This window comes from Nonomuraea sp. NEAU-A123, from assembly GCF_018603905.1.
In the GTDB taxonomy this organism is placed as follows: domain Bacteria; phylum Actinomycetota; class Actinomycetes; order Streptosporangiales; family Streptosporangiaceae; genus Nonomuraea.
The window spans coordinates 302,529-321,897 of sequence record NZ_JAHFZZ010000007.1; the positions used below are offsets into that span (position 1 = coordinate 302,529).

Here is a 19,369-nt window from a genome sequence, read left to right on the forward strand (position 1 = left end):
TACGATGCCCATCATGCCCGCACCGCTCACCACTCCCGCGGCGGCCACCGTGTTCACCATGGTCCTGACGCAGGGGCCGGTCTCCCGGGTGGAGATCGCCAGGCGGACGGGGCTGTCGTCCGCCGCCGTCACCAAGGCGGCCCGCCCGTTCATCGAGGCGGGCTATCTGGAAGAGCTGGAGGCCACCGACCGGCCGGGCCCCGGCGCGGGCCGCCCGGCCAGCCCGCTGGCCATCAAGCCGGACCGGGAGTTCTTCACCGGTGTGAAGATCACTGACGACGAGCTCATCGGCGTCGTCACCGACCTGCGCGCCCAGGTGCTCGTCGCCGCGCATCGCCCGCTGACGGCGATCTCGCCCGAGGGTGTGGTGGCGACGCTGGCCGATCTCGTGGCCGAGCTGCTCGCCGCCGACCCGGCGTACCGGCGGCGGTGTCACGCGCTGGGCCTGGCGGTGTCGGGCGACGTCGACAAGGCGCACGGCATGGTGCGCTACTCCCCCTTCCTCGGCTGGCGGCAGGTGCCGCTGGCCGAGCTGGCCGCCGAGGCGACGGGCCTGCGGGTCACGGTCGAGAACGACGTCAAGTCCCTCACCGTGGCCGAGCAGTGGTTCGGCGAGGGCATCGGCGCGTCGTCGTTCGCCCTGGTCACGGTGGGGGCGGGGATCGGCTGCGGGCTGGTGGTGAACGATCGGATCGTCGCCGGTTCGCACGGCGTCGCCGGGGAGATCGGGCACATCCCGGTCAGCGGCGAGGCGCCCGAGTGCCACTGCGGGGGACGCGGCTGCGCCGAGGCGATCGCCGGGACCGCGCCCATCGTCACCGCGGTCCGCGAGGCGCTCGGAGACGCGGAGCTGACCATCGACGCGGCCATCGATGCCGCCCACGCGGGCGACGTGGCGGCGCGCGAGGTGTTCGCCAGGGCCGGCAACGCGATCGGGCTGGCCATGGCGGCCATGGCGAACCTGATCGGGCCCGAGCGCATCATCGTGACCGGTGACGTGCAGGGGCTGGCGGCCTACGACCTGTTCGAGGAGCAGATCAGCCGGTCGTTCGCGAGCCAGGCGTTCGGGGCGGCGGCCGACTGCCGGATCTTCCTCCGCCCCCGGCCGTTCGAGCAGTGGGCGCGCGGCGCGGCCTCGGTCGCCATCCAGACCTTCTTCACCCTCCAGGAGCGCTGATGACCGCGGCGACCGGGATCTGGCAGCCGCACGACCGGGCCCCGGCGGAGACCCGCGAGGTGCGCGTCGTCGTAGGCGGGACGGAGCTGACGGCGACGGCCGCGGCCGAGCTCACCTGGACCGTCGCCGAGGACGCCGAGGGCGTCCACGAGGTGCGGATCACGCCCGACCGGCCCACCGCCGTCCGCGTGGCGTGGCGGGTGCCGTGCGTGGCCGCGACGGCGTTCTGGGCGCCCGACGGCGGCGAGCACAGGGGGCTGCCGCCGTTCTGGCGCAAGCCCCGGGTCGCCGCCCTGGAGAAGAACGCTCCCGTGGGGTGCCTGGTGGGCGCCGGGGACGTGTCGCTGTGCACGTACGCCGTCGGCGAGGTGGTCAGGCCGGTGCACCTCCGTACCGGGGTGGTGGAGGAGACCGGGGACTTCGGCTTCTGGGCCGAGCACGACGCAGGCCCCGGCGCCGGCCTGGTGCTGCGGCTGGATCTCACCGGACGGCACTTCGCCCGCACGCTCGCTGACGTGGCCGCGTGGTGGCGGGGCTCGGTGCGCGACGTTCCCGACGTGGCGCGGATGCCCGCCTACTCGACCTGGTACGCCATGCAGCAGCACGTCGACGCCGTGAGCGTGGAACGGCAGGCCGCTCCGGCGGCCGAGCTGGGCTGCGCGGCGATCATCGTGGACGACGGCTGGCACAGCGACGACCGCGGGCGCGGCTACGGGCACGTCGGCGAGTGGGAGCCGTCCGCCACGTCTTTTCCCGATATTTCCGGACACGTGGCGGCGGTCAAGCAGGCGGGGCTCGCCTACCTGCTCTGGTACGCGCTGCCGTTCGTCGGCCGCCACACCGCGCTCTGGGACCGCGTACAGCCGTACTCGCTGGCCTACAAGGAGCACATGAACGCGGTCATCGTCGACCCGCGCTACCCGTACATCCGCGAGCTCCTCGCCGGCCACCTGACCCGGGCGGTCCGGGAGTGGGGCATGGACGGCCTGAAGATCGACTTCATCGACCAGTTCGCCGTGGCGGACCCGCCCGAGCCGGGGCCCGAGGCCGACTGCGCGACGGTCAACGAGGGCGTGCGCAGGCTCCTGGCCCTGCTCCCCCGGGACTGCCTGGTGGAGCTGCGCCAGCCGTACGTGAGCCCGGGGCTGTGGCCGTACGCGACGATGGTCCGCGCCTCGGACTGCCCGCTCAGCCCCGCGCACAACCGGCAGCGCACGGTGGACCTGCGCCTGATCGCCGGGCCGCTGGCCGTGCACGCCGACATGCTGATGTGGCATCCGGAGGAGAGCCCCGAGCGGGTGGCGGCGCAGCTCGTCAACGTGCTGTTCGCGGTCCCGCAGATCTCGGTGGACCTCACCACGCAGACGCCCGCGCAACTGGAGGTGCTGCGGTTCTGGCTGGGCTTCGTCAAGGAGCACGCCGAGGTGCTGCAGCGCGGCGCGTTCGAGCCGGCCCGGCCCGACCTGGTATACCCGCAGGTCACGGCTCGCTCGGCGGGCACGGTGATCACGGCCCGCTACGCGCCGCTGCCGGTGGCGGTCCCGGAAGCGGGCACGTTGTGGGTGGCCAACGCCGACGACTCGGCCGACGTGCTGCTCCAGGCCGGCCACTCCGGTACGGCCCGCGCCAGGGTCCAGACCTGCCGGGGCCGTACGGTGAACGACATGACGCTGGAGCTGTCCCCCGGCATGCACACGATCACGGTGCCCACGGGCGGGCTGCTCCGGCTGGACCTGGGCTCAGAGGCCGCCACGTAGCCGGTCGAGGAACTGCGCCTCGTACAGCGAGGGCGGGAAGAGACCCGGTTGACCGGCGCCCTCGATGTACCCGGCGGGCTGCGGGAAGGGGCCGTCTCCAGTGACCGTGCCCAGGCAGCCGACCAGCCGTGCGAGCGGCGCCGCCGCCGCGATCGCCAGCGTGCCTCCCGCCACGAGTAATCCGCGCCTGCTGAAGTCGTATGCCATGGCCTGACCCCGTCCTAGGGGTACAGCCCGCGCCCGGCTGGGGGCGCGGGCCGTGCGGGCTCAGCTGATGACGATCTTGTCGAGCTCGGGACCCCTGGCCGTGAGGCTGAAGAACCGGATCGTGTTGACCCCGGCCACCAGGTCCACCGGCACGGTCGTGGTCGTCACCGTGTCCTTGGTCCCGGTCATCGGCACCTGGATCGAGTCGGCCCCGTTGACGCTGACCGCGAACGTCTGCGCGCCGTCCACCAGCGCGTGCACGGTCATCCGCCGGGTGCCGGCGATCTCCGACAGCACGCCCTTGACCACGGCGTAGTCGTAGACGTTGCCGCCGATGAGGATCACCTTCCGGCCGCCCGAGCAGACCGCGCAGTAGGCGGGCTCGGCCGCGCCCTCCCACACGTTGCCCACCCGCTCGGCCTCATAGGCGCCCGGGCTCCGGTCCGGCGCCGGCAGCTTGACCGGTGGAGTCGCGGAGCCGAGCTGCCATGCCTTCAGGTCCTTGACCAGCAGGTACGTCTCCTGCAGCCCGGCGCTCTTGATGCTGCGGTAGATGCCCCACTTGGGGCGGTTGTACTGCTCCTGAGTCCACCACAGGTCGATGTGCTCGACCTTCTGGTCGGCGATCGTCCGGCGGCCGTCCTCCAGGGTCCAGCGCATGTAGCCGTCGTCGCTCGACTTGAACTCCAGCGTGGTGGTGACCCACTTGTTCTGGATCGGCTCCAGGTCGGCGGTGGCGAAGTCGTGCGAGGCGTTGTCCGGAAGCGTCCAGTAGCGGGCCGCGATCTTCTGGACTCCCCCGATGACCGGCAGCGAGATCTGCGCGATCGGGGTGCCGACGTCGGAGTTCTTCAACTGCCAGATGTGGGTGAACGAGGTGGTCGCGTCGAGGGTGTCCGGGATGTACATGCGGTAGCTGATCCGCCAGGTCTCGTCCTTGCGGATCTCCAGCGGGGCGCCGTCGTGGTCGCGCATGCCGCGTACCTCGTTGCGCATGCGGTCGGAGCCGTCGCGGTCCTCCAGGTGAGCGGTGAACTTCCAGGCGTCCTTGTCGGTGAAGACGTGCGGCTGGCCCTCGGGGTGGGAGCCGCGCCGGTCGTCCTCCAGCGCCTCGAACGCCTTGACGCCGTCCTTCCTGACGCTCGGGTCCCAGCGCAGCTCCCAGCGCGGCGGCCGGGCCGTCTGGGACGGGGACGGCGTGGGCGCCGCGGCGGCGGGCGTGGCGGTCGCGATCAGGGCGAGCGCGGCGAGCGCGGCCGCCAGGCGAGTGATCTTCACGGGCGCTCCGCCACGTCGGTCTCGGCCGCGGCGGCCGTCTGCTGGTCGGCTCGCAGGTTCCTGATCAGCAGGTACGTGTTCTGCAGGCCGGAGCTGTTGATGCTGCGGTAGATGCCCCACTTGGGCCGGAGGTAGTCGGTGTCGGCGCGCCAGAGGTCGGTGTTGTCGAGGCGCTTGTCGACCAGCGTCGTGGAGCCGTCCTTGAGCGTCCAGCGCAGGTACCCGGTGTCCGAGGCCTTGAACTCGAAGGTGGTGTCGAGCCATTTGCCCTGGATCGGGGCCAGGTTCGTGGTGCCGACCTCGTGCGTCTGCTCGTCCTCGTCCCAGTAGCGGACGTTGATCTTCGGCGTGCCGCCCGAGATGGGCAGCGACATCGTGTAGAGGGGCGCGCCGGAGCCGGGCACCTTCATCTGCGCGATGTGGGTGAAGGAGCTGGTCGCGTCGAGCGAGGTCGGGATGTACAGCTGGTAGGAGATGCGCCAGACCTGGTTCTTCAGGATCTTGATGTACGCGCTGCTGCTCGTGCGCATGCCCTTGACCTCGTTGCGCTGCCGGTCGTCGCCGTCGCGGTCCTGGGTGTGCATGTCGAAGCGGTAGGCGTCGCCGGAGACGTAGATGTGGGTGACGCCGGGGTGGGAGTCGGAGCGGTCGTCCTCGATGCCCTCGAAAGCTTGGGCGACCGTCTGGTTGGCCGGGCTCGGGTTCCAGCGCTGCGTCCAGACGGGCGCCGCGGCCGAGGCGGGCGAGGTGGGTAACACGATGAGGGTGAGGGCGGCGAGGGTGCCGCTCAGGCGCTTGATCATGGGGTCTCTCTCCTCAGGTGGAGCGTGAACCCGCCGTTGGGGGATACGGCGAGGTCGAGCTTGCCCCCGGCGGAGACGGTCGCCGTCTCGGCGAGGAGGCCGTCGTCGGGGGCGTCCCGGTAGATCTCGGCCGCCCACTCCCCCGCGTCCAGGAAGTCGAGCGGCACGGTGAGCGTGCGCGCCTCGCCCGACACGCCCGCACCGACGTACCATTCGTCGCCGCTCCTCCTGGCCAGCAGGATGTGGTCGGCGGGGTCGCCGGACAGCAGCCGCGTGTCGTCCCATGCGGTGGGGACGCCGGACAGCAGCCGCAACGCCTCGGGCCTGGCCCGGTAGGACTCGATGCTGTCGGCGAAGTGCTGGACGCCCGATTCGAAGATCACCGACAGCGCGAGCTCGAATCCGGCGGAGATGGCGCGGACCGCGGTGAACGTGCACGGGGTGAAGTCCATCGGGCCCTGCACGTTGCGGGTGAACGCGAGCGACAGGTAGTGCCCGGGCGGATAGAGCGGCGGCTTGCCGGGCTTCGGCTTGATCCACTCGGCGCCCTTGACCGCCTCCGCGGTCATGAACTGCGGCCAGGTCCGCTCGGTGCCGCGCGGGATCGTGCCGCCGTGGAAGACGACCATGAGCTTCAGCCGGGCGGTGGCGGCCAGGATGGCGTCGAACCAGCGCATCCGGTCCTGGCCGTCGGACTCGGTGAAGTCGATCTTGACGCCGACGGCGCCCCATTCCTTCCAGAGCGCGAGCTTCTCGCGGTGTTCCAGCTCGGTGTCGACGTGCTGCCAGTGCGACCAGAGCCAGACGCCGACGTCCCTGGCCGCGGCGTAGGCGATCAGCTCGGGCATCCACTCCTTGTTCCATCCGGCGTCGGCCAGCACGTACGGCCAGCCGTGCGCGGCGGCGAAGTCGACCCAGCGCTTCTGCGCCTCCAGGTCCCGTGTGGACGGCCCGTCGGACCACCACGACCAGGCCGCGGCGCCGGGCCGGATCCACGAGGTGTCGGCCACCGCCGAAGGCGCGGCCAGGCTGGTCACCAGGTCGCTGGCCACGATCGTGGCCAGTTCGCCGATGATCATCGTGCGCCACGGCGTGACGAGCGGGCTGGCCGCCGTCACGTACGGGTCGGGCAGGTCGAGCCGGAAGGCGTGGCCGTCGAAGCGGAGCCGGGTGCCCGCGTAGCCGCTGTCCAGGTTCGACTCGGTGATGAACAGCCAGGTCTCGCCGATCTGGAAGAGCGACGGGTAGCCGTACAGGATGGGCTCGGCGTCGGCGACCTGGGTGTGCCGGTGGATTTCCTCGTAGTCGCAGCGCCCGTTCTCGTACGGCAGGAGCACCGCCCGAGCCTCCCCCGGCACCACATACTCCGAAATTTCGTCGATTACGGTCACCGGTCCGGTCCAGGGGACCACGTACCGATAGGCCACGCCGTGGCCGCCGATCCGCACCTCCAGGTCCAGCCGGTGCGTGCCCTTGGTGAACGACAGCGTCCACTCCCTGGCCGCATAGCGGTGCTCGCGCCGCTTGCCGGTCACCGTGTCATAGGACTCCGTCACCTGCCGGGACGACAGCCCGTCGAAGGCCAGGCCCGTGCTCAGGTCCTCGTGCGCGGCCCGCAGGCCCAGCCTGGAGGGCCGCACCACCACGCGACCGCCGCGCCGCACCTCCAGGGTCGGCTCGCCGTCGGCCGAGAGCGCGACCGCGACTTCCAGGTCTTCATCACTGAGCATCCAACTCGGCACAGGGCCCTCCAGAGCAGAGATAGGAGGACTCATCGGCAATCCGCTCGGGCTCGCCGGCTCGGACGAGCGGCGCGCACCGGCCCGCTGAGCTCCTCACAACGTGCCCGAGCCTAGGTTGCAACCGATTGCAATTCAATTCTTGACGAAGTTAATTGATAGGTCTACGGTACGGCCATGCCCCACGCATCGGATGATGACGGAGCAACACATCGGATCTCTCTCGCCCGGGCAGCGGGCGTCCGGACGTGGCCGTGCCGGTGATCGAGCCCTTCCTCTGAAAGGCCCCCCATGGAGATGAACCGTCGCCAGATGCTGGCCCTCGCGGTGGCGGCAGCGACCGTGCCCGTGCTGTCCGCCTGCGCGGGCGACACCCGTCAGCAGCGGCAGGCCGCGGCGCCCACGAAGTCCGGCGTGCCGACGCTGGACCCGAACCGGCCCGGCAACGACACCTGGCCGTTCGCGGAGGCGGAGCAGCTCAACAACTCACTGACGTGGCCGAAGACCGACGTGGCCGACCCGGCGTCGAAGGTGACGCTGACGGTGGCGATCACCGCGGACGTGATCGCCGAGGTACGCAACGCGCAGTTCGACTTCTTCTTCCACAAGCGCCACCCGAACATCGAGATCAAGCGCGAGACCTCACCGTTCGACGCCTACCTCACCAAGTACATGACCCAGGCGGCGGGCGGCTCCATGCCCGACGTGATCTACACGCACTACAGCTGGGCCCAGAACTTCATCGCCAACGACATCTTCCAGCCGCTGGACGAGTACATCGCCAAGACGCCCGAGTTCGACAAGCAGGACCTGCCGGTGAACGCGCTCGGCTACTACGAGCGGGACGGCAAGCTGTTCGGCCTGCCCACCGATATGGCGCCCAAGCTGCTCTTCTACAACAAGGACATCTTCGACAAGGCCGGCGAGAAGTACCCCGACGAGTCGTGGACCGTCGAGAAGATGATGGCGGTCGCCAAGAAGCTCACCAGCGGCTCGGGCGCCGAGAAGATCTACGGTTTCACCCCGATGCTGCTGCCCGAGCCCGACATCACGCCGCGCGCCCTCATGCAGTACGGCGGGCGCTACCTGAACGCCGACGAGTCGGCCTCCCTCATCTCCCAGCCCGAGGCGCAGAAGGTCATGGGCATGTGGCTCGACCTGCTGAACAAGGACAAGGCCGTACCGAGCCTGGCCGAGCTCAACCAGGTGCTGGCGAAGGTGGAGCCGTTCAAGGTCGGGCACGCGGCGATGACGATCAACGGCGCGTGGATCCTGACCGAGTTGGCCAAGCAGAAGGCGTTCACGTGGGGCGCCGCGCCCACGCCGAAGGGCCCGAAGGGCCGCTTCACGCCGGTCATCGGCAGCGCCCTGGCCATGTACGCCAAGTCGCCGCAGAAGGACGCGGCCTGGATCTACCTCAACGAGTACCTCTCCTCGACCGGGCAGCAGTTCCGCCGGATCAGCGCCCCGGCCAGGCAGTCGGCCTGGAAGCCGAACGCCGAGGCCCTCGGCATCCCCCAGGACGTCGTCGAGACCGTCAAGACCGCCATGAAGGAGTACGGCACCGGCGACGGCGTGCTGAAGCTGCCCGCCAACAAGAAGGTCGTCGAGACGGCCAAGCCCATCTGGGAGCGGGTCATGATCGGCAAGACCGACCTGGCGAGCGGTCTGAAGGAGATCACCGACAAGATCACGCCGCTGCTGGCCGAGAACAAGATCGCATGAGTGGTGTCGCCGCCGTCCTCTCGCGGCGGGGTCAGCACACGCTGGCCCGCCGCGAGGCCCGGCGCTTCCACCTGTTCGTCTCGCCATGGGTGATCGGGTTCGTGCTCTTCACCGGCGGGCCGATCCTCGCCTCGATCGCGATCAGCTTCACCCACTGGAACCTGCTGCGCAGCCCCACCTGGGCGGGCCTGGCCAACTACCAGAAGATGGTGAACGACCCGGAGTTCTGGGACTCGATCGGCAACACCTTCTACTTCGGCCTGGGCGCGGTGTCGCTGGGCGTCGTCTTCACCTTCGCGCTGGCCCTGCTGCTCAACCAGCCGCTGCGCTTCCAGGGGCTGTTCCGCACGGTGATGTACCTGCCGTCGGTGGTCTCGGGCGTGGCGACCGCGCTGCTGTGGCTGAACATCCTGCACCCCGACTTCGGCCTGATCAACAAGCTGCTGGCGCTGGTCGGCGTCTCGGGCCCGCCGTGGCTGGGCTCGACGGAGTGGGCGATGCCGGCCCTCATCCTGATGAGCGTCTGGGGCGCGGGCAACACCATCGTCATCTACCTGGCCGGCCTGCAGGGCATCCCGAAGACGCTGTACGAGGCCGCGGAGATCGACGGCGCCAGCTGGTGGCGCAGGTTCTGGAGCGTCACCGTGCCGATGATGTCGCCGGTGATCTTCTTCAACGTCGTGACGGGCTTCATCGCGAGCATCCAGGCGTACACGCTCATCCTCATCATGACCGAGGGCGGCCCGGCCAACTCCACCATGGTGCTCGGGCTCTACATCTACCGGCAGGCGTTCGTCTTCTTCGACATGGGCTACGCCGCCGCGCTGTCCTGGGCCATGTTCCTGATCGTCATCGTCGTCACCTTGATCCAGTTCGGCCTGGCCAGGCGCTGGGTTCACTACGAGTTCCACTGATCATTTTGAGAGGAGGGCCGGGATGCTCGTCGAGACGAAGGCCGCCCCCGACCTCCGGCGGCCCGGGCGCGCCACCATGACCTCCGGTCAGGCCGAGCGCGTCAGGCGGGCCCAGCGGGCGGGCGCGTACGTCCTGCTCATCGCGGCCACCGGGGTGTTCCTGCTGCCGTTCCTCTGGATGGTGACGACGTCGTTGAAGTCGGACGCGGAGAACCTGGCCTTCCCGCCTGAGTTCCTGCCCAGCTCCTTCCACTTCGAGAACTACGCCCGAGGCTGGAGCGGGAGCCTGCCCTTCACCCGGTTCCTGGTCAACACCATCGTGATCACGGCCCTGTCGATGGCGGGGAACCTGATCTCGTGCGTCCTGCCCGCCTACGCGTTCGCCAGGATGCGGGCGCGGCTGGGCGCCTTCCTGTTCGCGCTCATGCTGGGCACGATGATGATCCCGCGCGAGATCACCCTGGTGCCGAAGTACATCCTGTTCGCCAAGCTCGGCTGGGTGGACACGTACCTGCCGCTGATCGTGCCGGAGTTCTTCGGGGTGGCGCTGTACATCTTCCTGCTGCGCCAGTTCTTCACCACGATCCCGCAGGAGCTCATCGACGCGGCCCGGATCGACGGCGCGTCGGAGTGGCGGATCCTGTGGAAGATCATGCTGCCACTGTCGAAGCCCGCGCTGGCGGCGATCATGCTGTTCTCGTTCGTCGGCAACTGGAACCAGTATCTGGAGTCGGTCATCTACCTGCGGACCACCGAGAAGTTCACGATCCCGCTGGGGCTCGGGATGTTCTCCGGTCAGTACGCCACCCAGTACAACCAGATGATGGCGGTGTCGATCGTGGCGATGATGCCGATTGTCGTACTGTTCTTCATTGCCCAGAAAACGTTTATCCGGGGCGTGACGCTGACCGGAATAGCAGGAAGGTGAGCTGTTGAACTACGAACGCCAGCCGTACAGGAGATGTGGCCGGAGCGGTCTGCTCCTGCCCGCGGTCTCGCTGGGCCTGTGGCACAACTTCGGCGGCGGCAAGCCGCTCGACAGCCAGCGCGCGATCCTGCACAAGGCGCTCGACCTCGGCATCACCCACTTCGACATCGCCGACAGGTACGGCCCGCCGCTCGGGGCCGCCGAGTCGACGTTCGGCACGATCTTCCGCCAGGACCTGCGCGGGCACCGTGACGAGATCGTCGTCACCACCAAGGGCAGCAACCCCATGTGGGACGGCCCCTACGGCAAGGGCAACTCGCGCAAGCACCTGCTCGCCACGCTCGACCGCTCGCTGGACCGGCTCGGCCTCGACTTCGTGGACATCTTCTACCTGCACCGCGACGACGACACCACGCCGCTGGAAGAGCAGGTGAGCACGCTCGACCACATGGTGCGCACCGGCCGCGTCCTCTACGTCGGGGTCTCCAACTTCTCCCCCGAGCGTACGGCGGAGGCCGCCCGGCTGCTGCGCGACCTCGGCACCCCGCTGGTGGTGCACCAGCCGGTGTATTCGATGATCAAGCGGGGCATCGAGGAGTCGCTGCTGGGCGTGCTGGAGCGCGAGGGCATGGGCTGCGTCGTGTACTCGCCGCTGGCCCAGGGCCTGCTGACCGACCGCTACCTGAACGGCATCCCGGCGGACTCGCGGGCGGCCGAGGGCCGTTTCCTCACGGCCGACCGGGTCACGCCCGAGGTGCTGACGTTCGTCCGCGCGCTGGGCGACCTCGCCGCGGCCCGCGGGCAGTCGGTGGCCCAGCTCGCGCTGGCGTGGGCGCTGCGCGACCCGCGCATCACGTCGGTGCTGGTGGGCGCGTCGAGCCCCGAGCAGCTCGCGGCGAACGTCGCGGCCGTCGACCGGCTCGACTTCACCGCTGACGAGCTCACCCAGATCGACCGGGCCATCAAGGAGGCAGGTGTCGATGCGTAGCAGCACACGGTGACTCCCTCACTCGCCCTCCCCAGGGTGGGCCTGGGCGGCGGACCTCTGGGGAACTACCTCCAGCCCATCTCCGACGCCCAGGCCCAGGCCGTGATCGACACGGCCTGGGCGGCCGGGATCCGCTACTTCGACACCGCTCCCTTCTACGGCCTCGGCCTGGCGGAGCAGCGCCTGGGCCGGGCGCTGCGTGCCCGCCCCCGGTCCGCGTACCTCCTGTCGACCAAGGTCGGCCGGCTGGTCAAGCCCGGCTCCAACGGGTCGCGTGAGGCGAGCATCTTCGCGGTCCCCGACGATCACCACGTCGAGTGGGACTTCACCCGCGACGGCGTCCTGCGCAGTGTCTCGGACTCCCTGGACCGCCTCGGCCTGGACCGGATCGACATCCTGCTCATCCACGACCCCGACCGCCACTGGCCGCAGGCTCTGGACGAGGCGTACCCCGCTCTGGCGGACCTGCGCGCCGAGGGCGTGGTGCGGGCGATCGGCGTCGGCATGAACCAGTCGCGGATGCTCGTCGACTTCGTCAAGCACGCCGACCCCGACGTCCTGCTCGCCGCCGACCAGTGCACGCTCCTGCGCCGGTCGGCGTTCGAGGAGCTGTTACCCCTGTGCCAGGAGCGGGCCATCCCCGTCATCGCGGCCGGCCTCCTGCACCGCGGTCAACTGACCAGCCATCCCCCGGACGCCCCGGCGGACGTCCAGCGGATCGCCGCGGCGTGCCAGGACCACAACGTCCCCCTGACGGCAGCGGCCCTCCAGTTCCCCCTCCAGCACCCGGCGGTCCACTCCATCCTGGTGGGCGCCCACGAACCAGCCCAGATCACCACCAACCTGGCCGCCCTGGACCACCCCGTACCCGACGCCCTCTGGCATGCCCTCTAAGGAACGCGGTGCGGCTCCCGGTACACGAGCAGGTAGCGCCAGAACAGGAGCCGGCGGACCAAGGCTCCGGGCAGCAGCGTCGCCGTCTCCGCCTTGATCTCCGGCAACGTCATCATGGCCTTGGCGACCATCATCTCGCCATCTTCTGAACCGGCCTTCGACAGCAGGCGCGCGACCGCGTTCACCGGCACCGCGCACAAGCTCATCGCGAAATCCGCCGGTGTGCTCTCCCGGTAGCAGCCGAGGATCGCCAGCACCCCACCGGGCGCGAGCGATCCACGCAACAGGCGCACCGTCTCGAACGGCACATGGTGGATGCTCGCCAGGCACGAGACGAAGTCGTACCGGCCACGCGGCAGCTCGGCCACGGCGATGTCGGCCTGCTCGTACCGTACGGAGCCCGGGGTCGAGCGGGCCGCCTCGATGGCTGCCGCGGACGAATCGATCGCGTCGACCTCGAGCCCCCGCCCGGCCAGGCGACGAGCGAACCGGCCGGTCCCACAGCCCACATCCAGGGCGGTCGCGGCCCCTTCCGGAATCTGCTTGAGCAGAAGCGGATGATAGTGATCATTGTGATTGAACGACATGACACGCGAAGCTATCGCCCAGATCCACCCGGCCGCAGCGTGATCCTGCTCGCGGCGTACCGCTCCACCTGGGCGCGGCTGTACAGGAGCGGGAAGTACTCGCCCGACCTCCAGCGTTCCGCCAGATCCCGGTAGTGCGGGCTCCGCGGATCCCCGGACTGGCCGGGGGCGTTGACCGCGCGGGAGTTGTCCCACTGACCGACGTCGAGCACCATCTTGAACGACGCTCCGGACGACTGCTGGTAGGTGGCCGGGTTGTAGGTGGAGGCGTCCACCGTGTACGCCGAGCCGCCCCGGGGGAAGGGACCCACGTTCGCGCCGACGGGGCTGGTGAACTCGGTGTACTGCAGCGCCCCCCACTTCCACACGCGCGGGTCGGCACCGAGCCGCCCGGCGACCTCGCGGTAGGCGGTGGCCAGTGTCGTGGCCAGCAGTTCGTCCCGCGCGGCCGTCCCGCCGGACCCGAACCAGCGTTCCGGGTTCTCCAGCGCGTCGACCAGCAGGCGGGCATCGGTGACCGGGATGAAGTCCGCCACCGCCGGCGGCAGCACCGCGCGGCGGAAGGCCGGCACGAGATGGCGCGAGAACCACGGCTCGAACAGGGCCGCCTCCGGCGAGTCCGCGTCCGCCGCCCCGTCATAGGAGCGGAGCAGCTCCAGCGCCCGCGCGGTGTCCGGATCCGTGCTCGTCAGGCCGGCGAGCACGCGTACGATCCGCTGGGCGGGCTTGGACACCTTGTCGGCCTGCAGCCGGATCGAGTCCGCGACCGAACTGCGCGGCGTTGACGCGAGCACCTCGTCGATCCGCTGTTTGCGGTAGGGGGGATCCCACTCGAACCCCACCCGCACCGGGTGGTTCGCGGGAAGGTCGAACTCGTTCGCCGAGGTGACCAGCCCCCGGCGCGGATTGTAGGAGCGGGGCAGGCGGGCGCCGTCATAGAAGCCGTCCCATTCGTAGCGGCCGTCGCCCGGGACGGGCAGCAGGCCGTCGTAGCCGGTGCGCTTGGGAGTGAGGCCGCCGGGCACCCAGCCGATGTTGCCCGATTTATCGGCATAAACCTGGTTTTCGGGCGGCCCGCCCCAGGTGCTCATGGCCGCGGCGAACTGCGGGAAGTCGCGGGCGCCCATGTACGTCAGGCTGCCGAAGTAGGGCGACGTGCCGGGCTCCAGCCAGGTGGTGCGCAGGGCGTATGCGAGGTTGCGCTGCCGGTCGATCTTGAGCACGGGACCGTGCCTGGTGAAGGGCAACTCCACCTCGACCGGTGCGCCGCCCGCGACCGGCACCTGCTCGGTCGTCGTCCTGAAGCGCTCCCAGCCGTCGCCGTACCGGTACCTGCCCGGGTCATCGGGATCGAGCTGGTAGACGTAGAGGTCTTCCTGATCGGTGCCGAAGATGGTCAATCCGAACGCGACGGTGCCGTTGTGCCCTATCGAGATCCCTGGCAGCGCGGGTTCACCGGCCCCGATGACATCGAGCCCGGGCGCCGACAGATGGGCCAGGTAGCGCAGAGAGGGCGCGGTCAGGGACCGATGCGGGTCACTGGCCAGGATGGGCCGGCCCGTGGCGGACCGGCCCGGCGAGATAGCCCAGCTGTTGCTGCCCTCGGGGCCCGCCGGGTCTGCGGGGGCCAGGCGTAACGCGCCGTTCTCGACGACCACGCCCCGCGTGGCCAGGTCGTACGTCCGCAGCACGTCTACGGGCACGTCGCAGGGGTCGAGCCCTTGGGGCAGGGCGACGGTCCGTTCGGGCTCCAGGCGCCACAGGGATCCGGCGGCCTCGATGCCCCCCGCGCAGACGAGGAGCGATCGGAGTACCTCGCTGAAGACGTTCTTGGAGATGCCGTGGCTTCTGATCCGCACCACGTCCTCCGGCCGCCAGAGCGCGGGCGCGTAGCCGAGCTGCCGGAACTCAGGCGGCATGCTGTCCGGATTGCGGGCGAGCCACCGTACGTAGGCGTTGATGCCCTCGGTGAAACGGGTCGCGGCCTGTTTCGCTCCGGGGCCGTAGCTCGACCATTCCCGGTCCATGTCTCCGCGGTACAGGAACATCCTCGTCGCTTTGTCCTGCTCCACGTAGGCGGAGCCGAAGACCGCGGACAGCTCGCCCAGGCCGCGTCGCCGCCAGAGGTCGATCTGGAACAGCCGGTCCCTGGCGGCGTTGAATCCCTGGGCGAGGAAGAGGTCATCGGTGTTCTGCGCGTAGATGTGCGGCACGCCCCACTGGTCCACCAGCAGCTCGACCGGCTGCCTGAGCCCCGGCACGAACTGCTCCGTGGCCTGCCGCGACTGCGCCGCCACAGACGGCGCCGTCAGGCTCAGCACGAGTCCGGCCACCAGCGCCGCTCCGGCACGCGGGCGTCTCCGCATGGCACAGCACCTCTCGTTCCCCTCGGCGACTTCCATGACAGGACGCCTGCGGTGATTTCGGCCAGCGAATTCGGGATATTTAGGGGGCACGGCGCCGGAAAAACCCCATGACCCCCCTGCTCACCTCACCTGTAGGGGTGGGGTAGGGGTGCTAAGCGCACGTCTTCTGCGCGACGTCACACAGCTTGACTTCGGGGAAACGCGGTGACCGCTCGTTGAGCAGCGGCTGCGGCTTCGCGCGCAGGTGCTGGTCGAAGAACGCCGCCACGTAAGTGCGGGTGATCTCCATGGAGCGGGTAGGGGGCAGGTCGGTGTTCCGGTAGATGCCGATCTGTTCGCCCAGCACGGCGATGTCGGTGAACGAGACGTGCTCCGCCCCCGCCACCACGAGCCAGCGCTTCCACCCCGTCAGGTTCTGCCAGACGCCGTCCCACGAGACGTCCTTTCCGCCCGGGCTGTGCTTCGCCTGCGTGCCCAGGAAGAGGAACGGCCGCGACAACCCGCTCGCCGGAACCGGGACGAACGCGGTGCCGTCGATGTCGATCCCCGCGCGTACCCTCGGATCCTTGAGCATGGCACTCACGGCGCTCGCGCCGCCCGCCGAGTGGCCGGCCATCGCGATCTTGGCCGGGTTGATCAGCTCGGCGCCCTTCCACTTGGGGTGTGCGCGCGTCAGTTCGTCCAGCACGAAGGAGACGTCGGCCGCTCTAGTTGCCCCCACCTTGTCCCAGAATGTCTGGTCCTTCTCCTTGACCTCGCAGGCCACACAGGTGGTGATCCGTCCGCCGGGGAAACTCGTGGCGGTCTCGTACGTGTGGCTGATGGAGACCACCGCGTACCCTCTGCTCGCCAGGTCCTCGGCCAGTGCGGTGAGCGAGCTCCGGGGCTCGGTGAAGCCGGGAGAGAGCACCACCAGCGGCAGTCCGCGCCGCTGACCCGCGGGCTTCGCGTCGATGGTCGCGATGGTCCGCGTCTTGCTGAGCAGGTCGAGCGGCAGATCGGTTATTTCACCGTCTTTCATCAGAAGTTCTGATTCCTTGGGAGTCATGTACGGAGCCGACTTCCCGCCGCGGGATTTCGCCGGGTACCACAGGGAGACCATGAGCTCCCTCGCCTTCACGCTGGGAACCCAGGGGTCGGCGCGGGAGGTGTCCTTGAGGTACAAGGACGTGGTGCCGACCGGCTGGGAGCCGGTCGGTTTCGGGAGGTGCGGCGTGCCGCTCCGGACGGACGCCAGAGCGGCGGAGGCGGGCCTGGGGGAGGCCGGCCGGGTGGAGGTGGACGACGGCGTCCGCGAGGGACCGTCGGACCGGGCCGGCTCGGCTGCGGACGCGGCGGCGCAGGAGGTGGCGGCCACGAAGGCGAGCAGAGCCGCGACGGCGGTGACGCCTCGGCGCGCTGTCTTCCGAGCAATCACATGACCCATGAACTGTTGTCCTTCCTGATCGGATCGGCCGCCTCGATGGAATCTCCACGGGCGGCCGATGGCAGCAAGCAAGCTATGCGCGGAGGAGATGGGCCCGCGTCGGCTGTCATGCCGATATCGGGCCCCTCATTGAGGACGACCCCCAGCGGTGTCATCCCTGCGATGTACTCCTGGGGGACGTCAGGCCCGGTCACCGAGGCTGACGCGGGACGTACCGTGCAGTCGGGACAATGCATAAGTGACAGTGAGCGAACGACGTGGATGGTGGCAGCTCGGGCTGGATGTGCTGCGCCCTGAGCAGGCACCCGCCCGGCCCTCGCGCCGATCCCTTCTCGCCGACCTGCTGCTCGCGATCGTCCTGACCGCTGTCGCGGTGGCCGCGACGGCGAGCACGACAGACGGTGGTCTCCACCGCCTCGACGTGCGACAACACTCCCTGATGGAGCCCTTGCAACTGCGGCCGACTCCGCAGCCACGAAGCGGCGAGGTCCGGCCCGACACTCTGGTGCGGCCGGTCAATCCCCCCGCCGGCGACTCGGCCGGTTCGGGCCCGCTTCCGCTCCTGGTGGTCCTGACCGCGTTGCCGTTGGCGGTGCGGCGGCTGTATCCGCTGATCACCTTCTGGGTGGTGCTGGTCGCGGCGGTGGCCACCTCCGACGACGCGACCTGGATCACCGTGCTGACGTTCGCCATCGCCGCCTATGGCGCCGTGGCCTACAGCCGTCACCGGGCGCTGGCGATGGGCGGCCTCGTCCTCGCGACCGTCGTGGCCGGCGCGGCCTTCCAGGACTCCGTACCGCCGTTGCCGAGCTGGCTGGGCCCGTTCGTGGTGCTGCTGAGCGCTGGGGTCGCCGCGAGTTTCGGCCGGTTCTGGAGGCAGCGGCTCGACACCGGCCGACGCCGCTTCGCCGCACTGCAGCAGGCTCAGGAGGAGGCCATGCGCCGGGCCGTCGAGGTGGAGCGCTCCCGGATCGCCGGCGAACTCCACGACGTCGTCACCCACAATGTGAACGTGATGGTGATCCAGGCCGGAGCGGCGCGCAAGGTCATGGACGCGGCCCCGGCCCAGTCGAAGCAGGCCATGCTGGCGGTCGAAGCCAGCGGCCGGGCCGCCATGGCCGAACTCCGCCACGTCATGGGCCTGCTCGCCGGTCCGGAAAGCGCGCGGGCGGCGAGCAGCGCCGACGGGCTCGAACCACAACCGGGACTCGACCAGCTCGACTCCTTGATCAAACGGGTTCGCGAAGCCGGAGTACCGGTCAGCGTCGAGGTCTCTCCACCGCCCGGCCCGCTGCCGCCGGGGGTGGACCTGGCCGCGTACCGCGTCGTACAGGAGGCCTTGACCAACACGATCAAGCACGCGGCCGGCGCCGCGGCGTCCGTCACGATCGGCCACAGCGGCGACTGGCTGGAGATCGAGGTCACCGACACCGGCGGCCGGCAGGCGATGCGCGCCGGAGACGGCCAGGGCAGGGGCCTGATCGGGCTACGCGAGCGGCTCGCGCTCTACGGCGGCACCCTCCAGGCGGGACCCATGAGCGGCGGCGGCTACCAGATCAAGGCGAGGGTTCCATGGACCAGCACGTGAACCGGCCACTGCGCGTGGTCATCGCCGACGACCAGGCGCTGGTACGCAGCGGGTTCGGCATGATCCTCGCCGCCGACGGCATCGAGGTGGCGGCCGAGGCGGCCAACGGTGCCGAAGCCGTCGCCGCCGTCCGGCGCACCCGACCCGACGTCGTGCTCATGGACATCCGGATGCCGGAGATGGACGGCCTCGAAGCCACCCGGCAGATCACGGCGAACGCCGCGGACGAGACCCGCGTCCTCATCCTGACCACCTACGACCTCGATCACTATGTCTATGCCGCGCTCACCATGGGGGCCAGCGCGTTCCTGCTCAAGGACGTCACGCCCGAGCACCTGGTAGCCGCGGTGCGCCTGGTCCGCGCGGGCGACGCCCTGCTCGCCCCGTCGATCACCCGCCGCCTGGTCGAACGGTTCGCCCGCCGCGACGAGGCCCGGGCGGCCGTTCACCGCGACCTGTCGGAGCTGACACCCCGGGAGCTGGAGGTGTTGCGCCTGCTCGCCACCGGACTGAGCAACGCCGAACTCGCCGAACGCCTGAGCCTCAGCCCGACGACGGTGAAGACCCACGTCGCGCGCATCCTGTCCAAACTCGGCCTCAGGGACCGGGTTCAGGCGGTCGTGCTCGCGTACGAAACCGGGTTGATCACTCCGGGCTCACCCACCGACCCGCCGCCAGGGAGTGCGCGGGGGCCGTTGTAGCCATCAAACGCCGTGCAATTCCTCAACCATGATCGACGAATCGAACTGCCCGCCCCGCACTCCGTCCAGGAAAGCGTCCCATTCCGAGATCGTGAACACCTGCGGCTCACGATCCCGATTCTTGGTGTCACGAACGAGAACGACGAACTCCTCGCCGGCCTTGTTGGCGACCCCTGCGTCACAGCCACGCATGACAGCGACCTCGACGCAGTCGCCGCCGTTGTTGCCGCTCCGAGTGCTCTTGCGCCAGATTGCGGCGGTTAGGTCCACGATGGGCCCTTCCCTCACTGC

At 69.8% G+C, this 19,369-nt stretch carries 18 protein-coding genes; 10 read left to right on the forward strand and 8 right to left on the reverse strand.

Annotated features, from left to right (window positions below; translation table 11 throughout):
* The first annotated feature begins 13 nt into the window (after nt 1–13).
* Both KLK06_RS23535 and KLK06_RS23540 read left to right on the forward strand, forming a co-directional pair.
* A complete protein-coding gene (locus KLK06_RS23535; RefSeq protein WP_214637726.1) occupies nt 14–1,177 on the forward strand; it encodes an ROK family transcriptional regulator in 1,164 nt (387 codons plus the stop codon).
* On the forward strand, nt 1,177–2,934 hold the full coding sequence (locus KLK06_RS23540; RefSeq protein WP_214637727.1) for a glycoside hydrolase family 36 protein: 1,758 nt from the start codon (nt 1,177–1,179) through the stop codon (nt 2,932–2,934). The genes KLK06_RS23535 and KLK06_RS23540 overlap by 1 nt, the downstream gene beginning before the upstream one ends.
* Here KLK06_RS23540 and KLK06_RS23545 read toward each other — a convergent pair.
* The 4 genes from KLK06_RS23545 to KLK06_RS23560 are packed head-to-tail and all read right to left on the reverse strand — an operon-like array spanning nt 2,917 to nt 6,952.
* On the reverse strand, nt 2,917–3,141 hold the full coding sequence (locus KLK06_RS23545) for a hypothetical protein (protein WP_214637728.1): 225 nt from the start codon (nt 3,139–3,141) through the stop codon (nt 2,917–2,919). The two genes, KLK06_RS23540 and KLK06_RS23545, sit on opposite strands and share 18 nt — an antisense overlap.
* Nucleotides 3,142–3,201: 60 nt before the next feature.
* Nucleotides 3,202–4,419: a heparin lyase I family protein gene (locus KLK06_RS23550; protein ID WP_214637729.1), complete on the reverse strand. Its 1,218-nt coding sequence runs from the start codon at nt 4,417–4,419 to the stop codon at nt 3,202–3,204.
* Nucleotides 4,416–5,222 (reverse strand): hypothetical protein, encoded by an 807-nt coding sequence (locus KLK06_RS23555; RefSeq protein WP_214637730.1) that lies wholly within the window; start codon nt 5,220–5,222, stop codon nt 4,416–4,418. Before KLK06_RS23555 ends, KLK06_RS23550 begins: the two co-directional genes overlap by 4 nt.
* Complete coding sequence (locus tag KLK06_RS23560; RefSeq protein ID WP_214637731.1) at nt 5,219–6,952, reverse strand: glycoside hydrolase family 97 protein; 1,734 nt, start codon at nt 6,950–6,952, stop codon at nt 5,219–5,221. Before KLK06_RS23560 ends, KLK06_RS23555 begins: the two co-directional genes overlap by 4 nt.
* A gap of 306 nt (nt 6,953–7,258) precedes the next feature.
* Here KLK06_RS23560 and KLK06_RS23565 point away from each other — a divergent pair, with 306 nt between their 5' ends.
* Genes KLK06_RS23565 through KLK06_RS23585 form a run of 5 tightly spaced genes read left to right on the forward strand, consistent with a single transcriptional unit; the run spans nt 7,259 to nt 12,410 of the window.
* Nucleotides 7,259–8,686 carry a sugar ABC transporter substrate-binding protein gene (locus tag KLK06_RS23565; RefSeq protein WP_214637732.1) on the forward strand — a complete coding sequence of 476 codons (1,428 nt, stop codon included), beginning with the start codon at nt 7,259–7,261 and terminating at the stop codon, nt 8,684–8,686.
* A complete protein-coding gene (locus tag KLK06_RS23570; protein ID WP_214637733.1) occupies nt 8,683–9,600 on the forward strand; it encodes a carbohydrate ABC transporter permease in 918 nt (305 codons plus the stop codon). The genes KLK06_RS23565 and KLK06_RS23570 overlap by 4 nt, the downstream gene beginning before the upstream one ends.
* A gap of 22 nt (nt 9,601–9,622) precedes the next feature.
* Nucleotides 9,623–10,528 (forward strand): carbohydrate ABC transporter permease, encoded by a 906-nt coding sequence (locus KLK06_RS23575; protein WP_214637734.1) that lies wholly within the window; start codon nt 9,623–9,625, stop codon nt 10,526–10,528.
* 4 nt (nt 10,529–10,532) lie between these two features.
* On the forward strand, nt 10,533–11,516 hold the full coding sequence (locus tag KLK06_RS23580) for an aldo/keto reductase (RefSeq protein ID WP_214637735.1): 984 nt from the start codon (nt 10,533–10,535) through the stop codon (nt 11,514–11,516).
* A 9-nt stretch (nt 11,517–11,525) separates the two neighbouring features.
* Nucleotides 11,526–12,410 carry an aldo/keto reductase gene (locus tag KLK06_RS23585; protein WP_214637736.1) on the forward strand — a complete coding sequence of 295 codons (885 nt, stop codon included), beginning with the start codon at nt 11,526–11,528 and terminating at the stop codon, nt 12,408–12,410.
* On the opposite strand, the gene KLK06_RS23590 is transcribed toward KLK06_RS23585, so the two are convergent.
* The 3 genes from KLK06_RS23590 to KLK06_RS23600 form a co-directional block, all read right to left on the reverse strand.
* On the reverse strand, nt 12,407–12,997 hold the full coding sequence (locus tag KLK06_RS23590) for a bifunctional 2-polyprenyl-6-hydroxyphenol methylase/3-demethylubiquinol 3-O-methyltransferase UbiG (RefSeq protein ID WP_214637737.1): 591 nt from the start codon (nt 12,995–12,997) through the stop codon (nt 12,407–12,409). The genes KLK06_RS23585 and KLK06_RS23590 overlap by 4 nt on opposite strands.
* A gap of 11 nt (nt 12,998–13,008) precedes the next feature.
* The gene (locus KLK06_RS23595; protein ID WP_214637738.1) at nt 13,009–15,363 is read right to left on the reverse strand and encodes a penicillin acylase family protein; all 2,355 of its coding nucleotides are present in this window, start codon (nt 15,361–15,363) and stop codon (nt 13,009–13,011) included.
* A gap of 151 nt (nt 15,364–15,514) precedes the next feature.
* Nucleotides 15,515–16,528, reverse strand: a complete 1,014-nt coding sequence (locus tag KLK06_RS23600; RefSeq protein WP_374197149.1) for an alpha/beta hydrolase family protein — start codon at nt 16,526–16,528, stop codon at nt 15,515–15,517.
* On the opposite strand from KLK06_RS23600, the gene KLK06_RS60060 reads away from it, so the two are divergent.
* The 3 genes from KLK06_RS60060 (at nt 16,464) to KLK06_RS23610 (ending at nt 19,078) form a co-directional block, all read left to right on the forward strand.
* The gene (locus tag KLK06_RS60060; RefSeq protein ID WP_250905884.1) at nt 16,464–16,784 is read left to right on the forward strand and encodes a hypothetical protein; all 321 of its coding nucleotides are present in this window, start codon (nt 16,464–16,466) and stop codon (nt 16,782–16,784) included. The two genes, KLK06_RS23600 and KLK06_RS60060, sit on opposite strands and share 65 nt — an antisense overlap.
* Before the next feature lie 249 nt (nt 16,785–17,033).
* Nucleotides 17,034–18,377: a histidine kinase gene (locus KLK06_RS62410; RefSeq protein WP_308168407.1), complete on the forward strand. Its 1,344-nt coding sequence runs from the start codon at nt 17,034–17,036 to the stop codon at nt 18,375–18,377.
* Nucleotides 18,362–19,078 (forward strand): response regulator transcription factor, encoded by a 717-nt coding sequence (locus tag KLK06_RS23610; RefSeq protein WP_214637740.1) that lies wholly within the window; start codon nt 18,362–18,364, stop codon nt 19,076–19,078. Before KLK06_RS62410 ends, KLK06_RS23610 begins: the two co-directional genes overlap by 16 nt.
* Before the next feature lie 3 nt (nt 19,079–19,081).
* Here KLK06_RS23610 and KLK06_RS23615 read toward each other — a convergent pair whose 3' ends face one another.
* The gene (locus KLK06_RS23615; RefSeq protein ID WP_214637741.1) at nt 19,082–19,348 is read right to left on the reverse strand and encodes a DUF397 domain-containing protein; all 267 of its coding nucleotides are present in this window, start codon (nt 19,346–19,348) and stop codon (nt 19,082–19,084) included.
* Nucleotides 19,349–19,369: the final 21 nt, after the last annotated feature.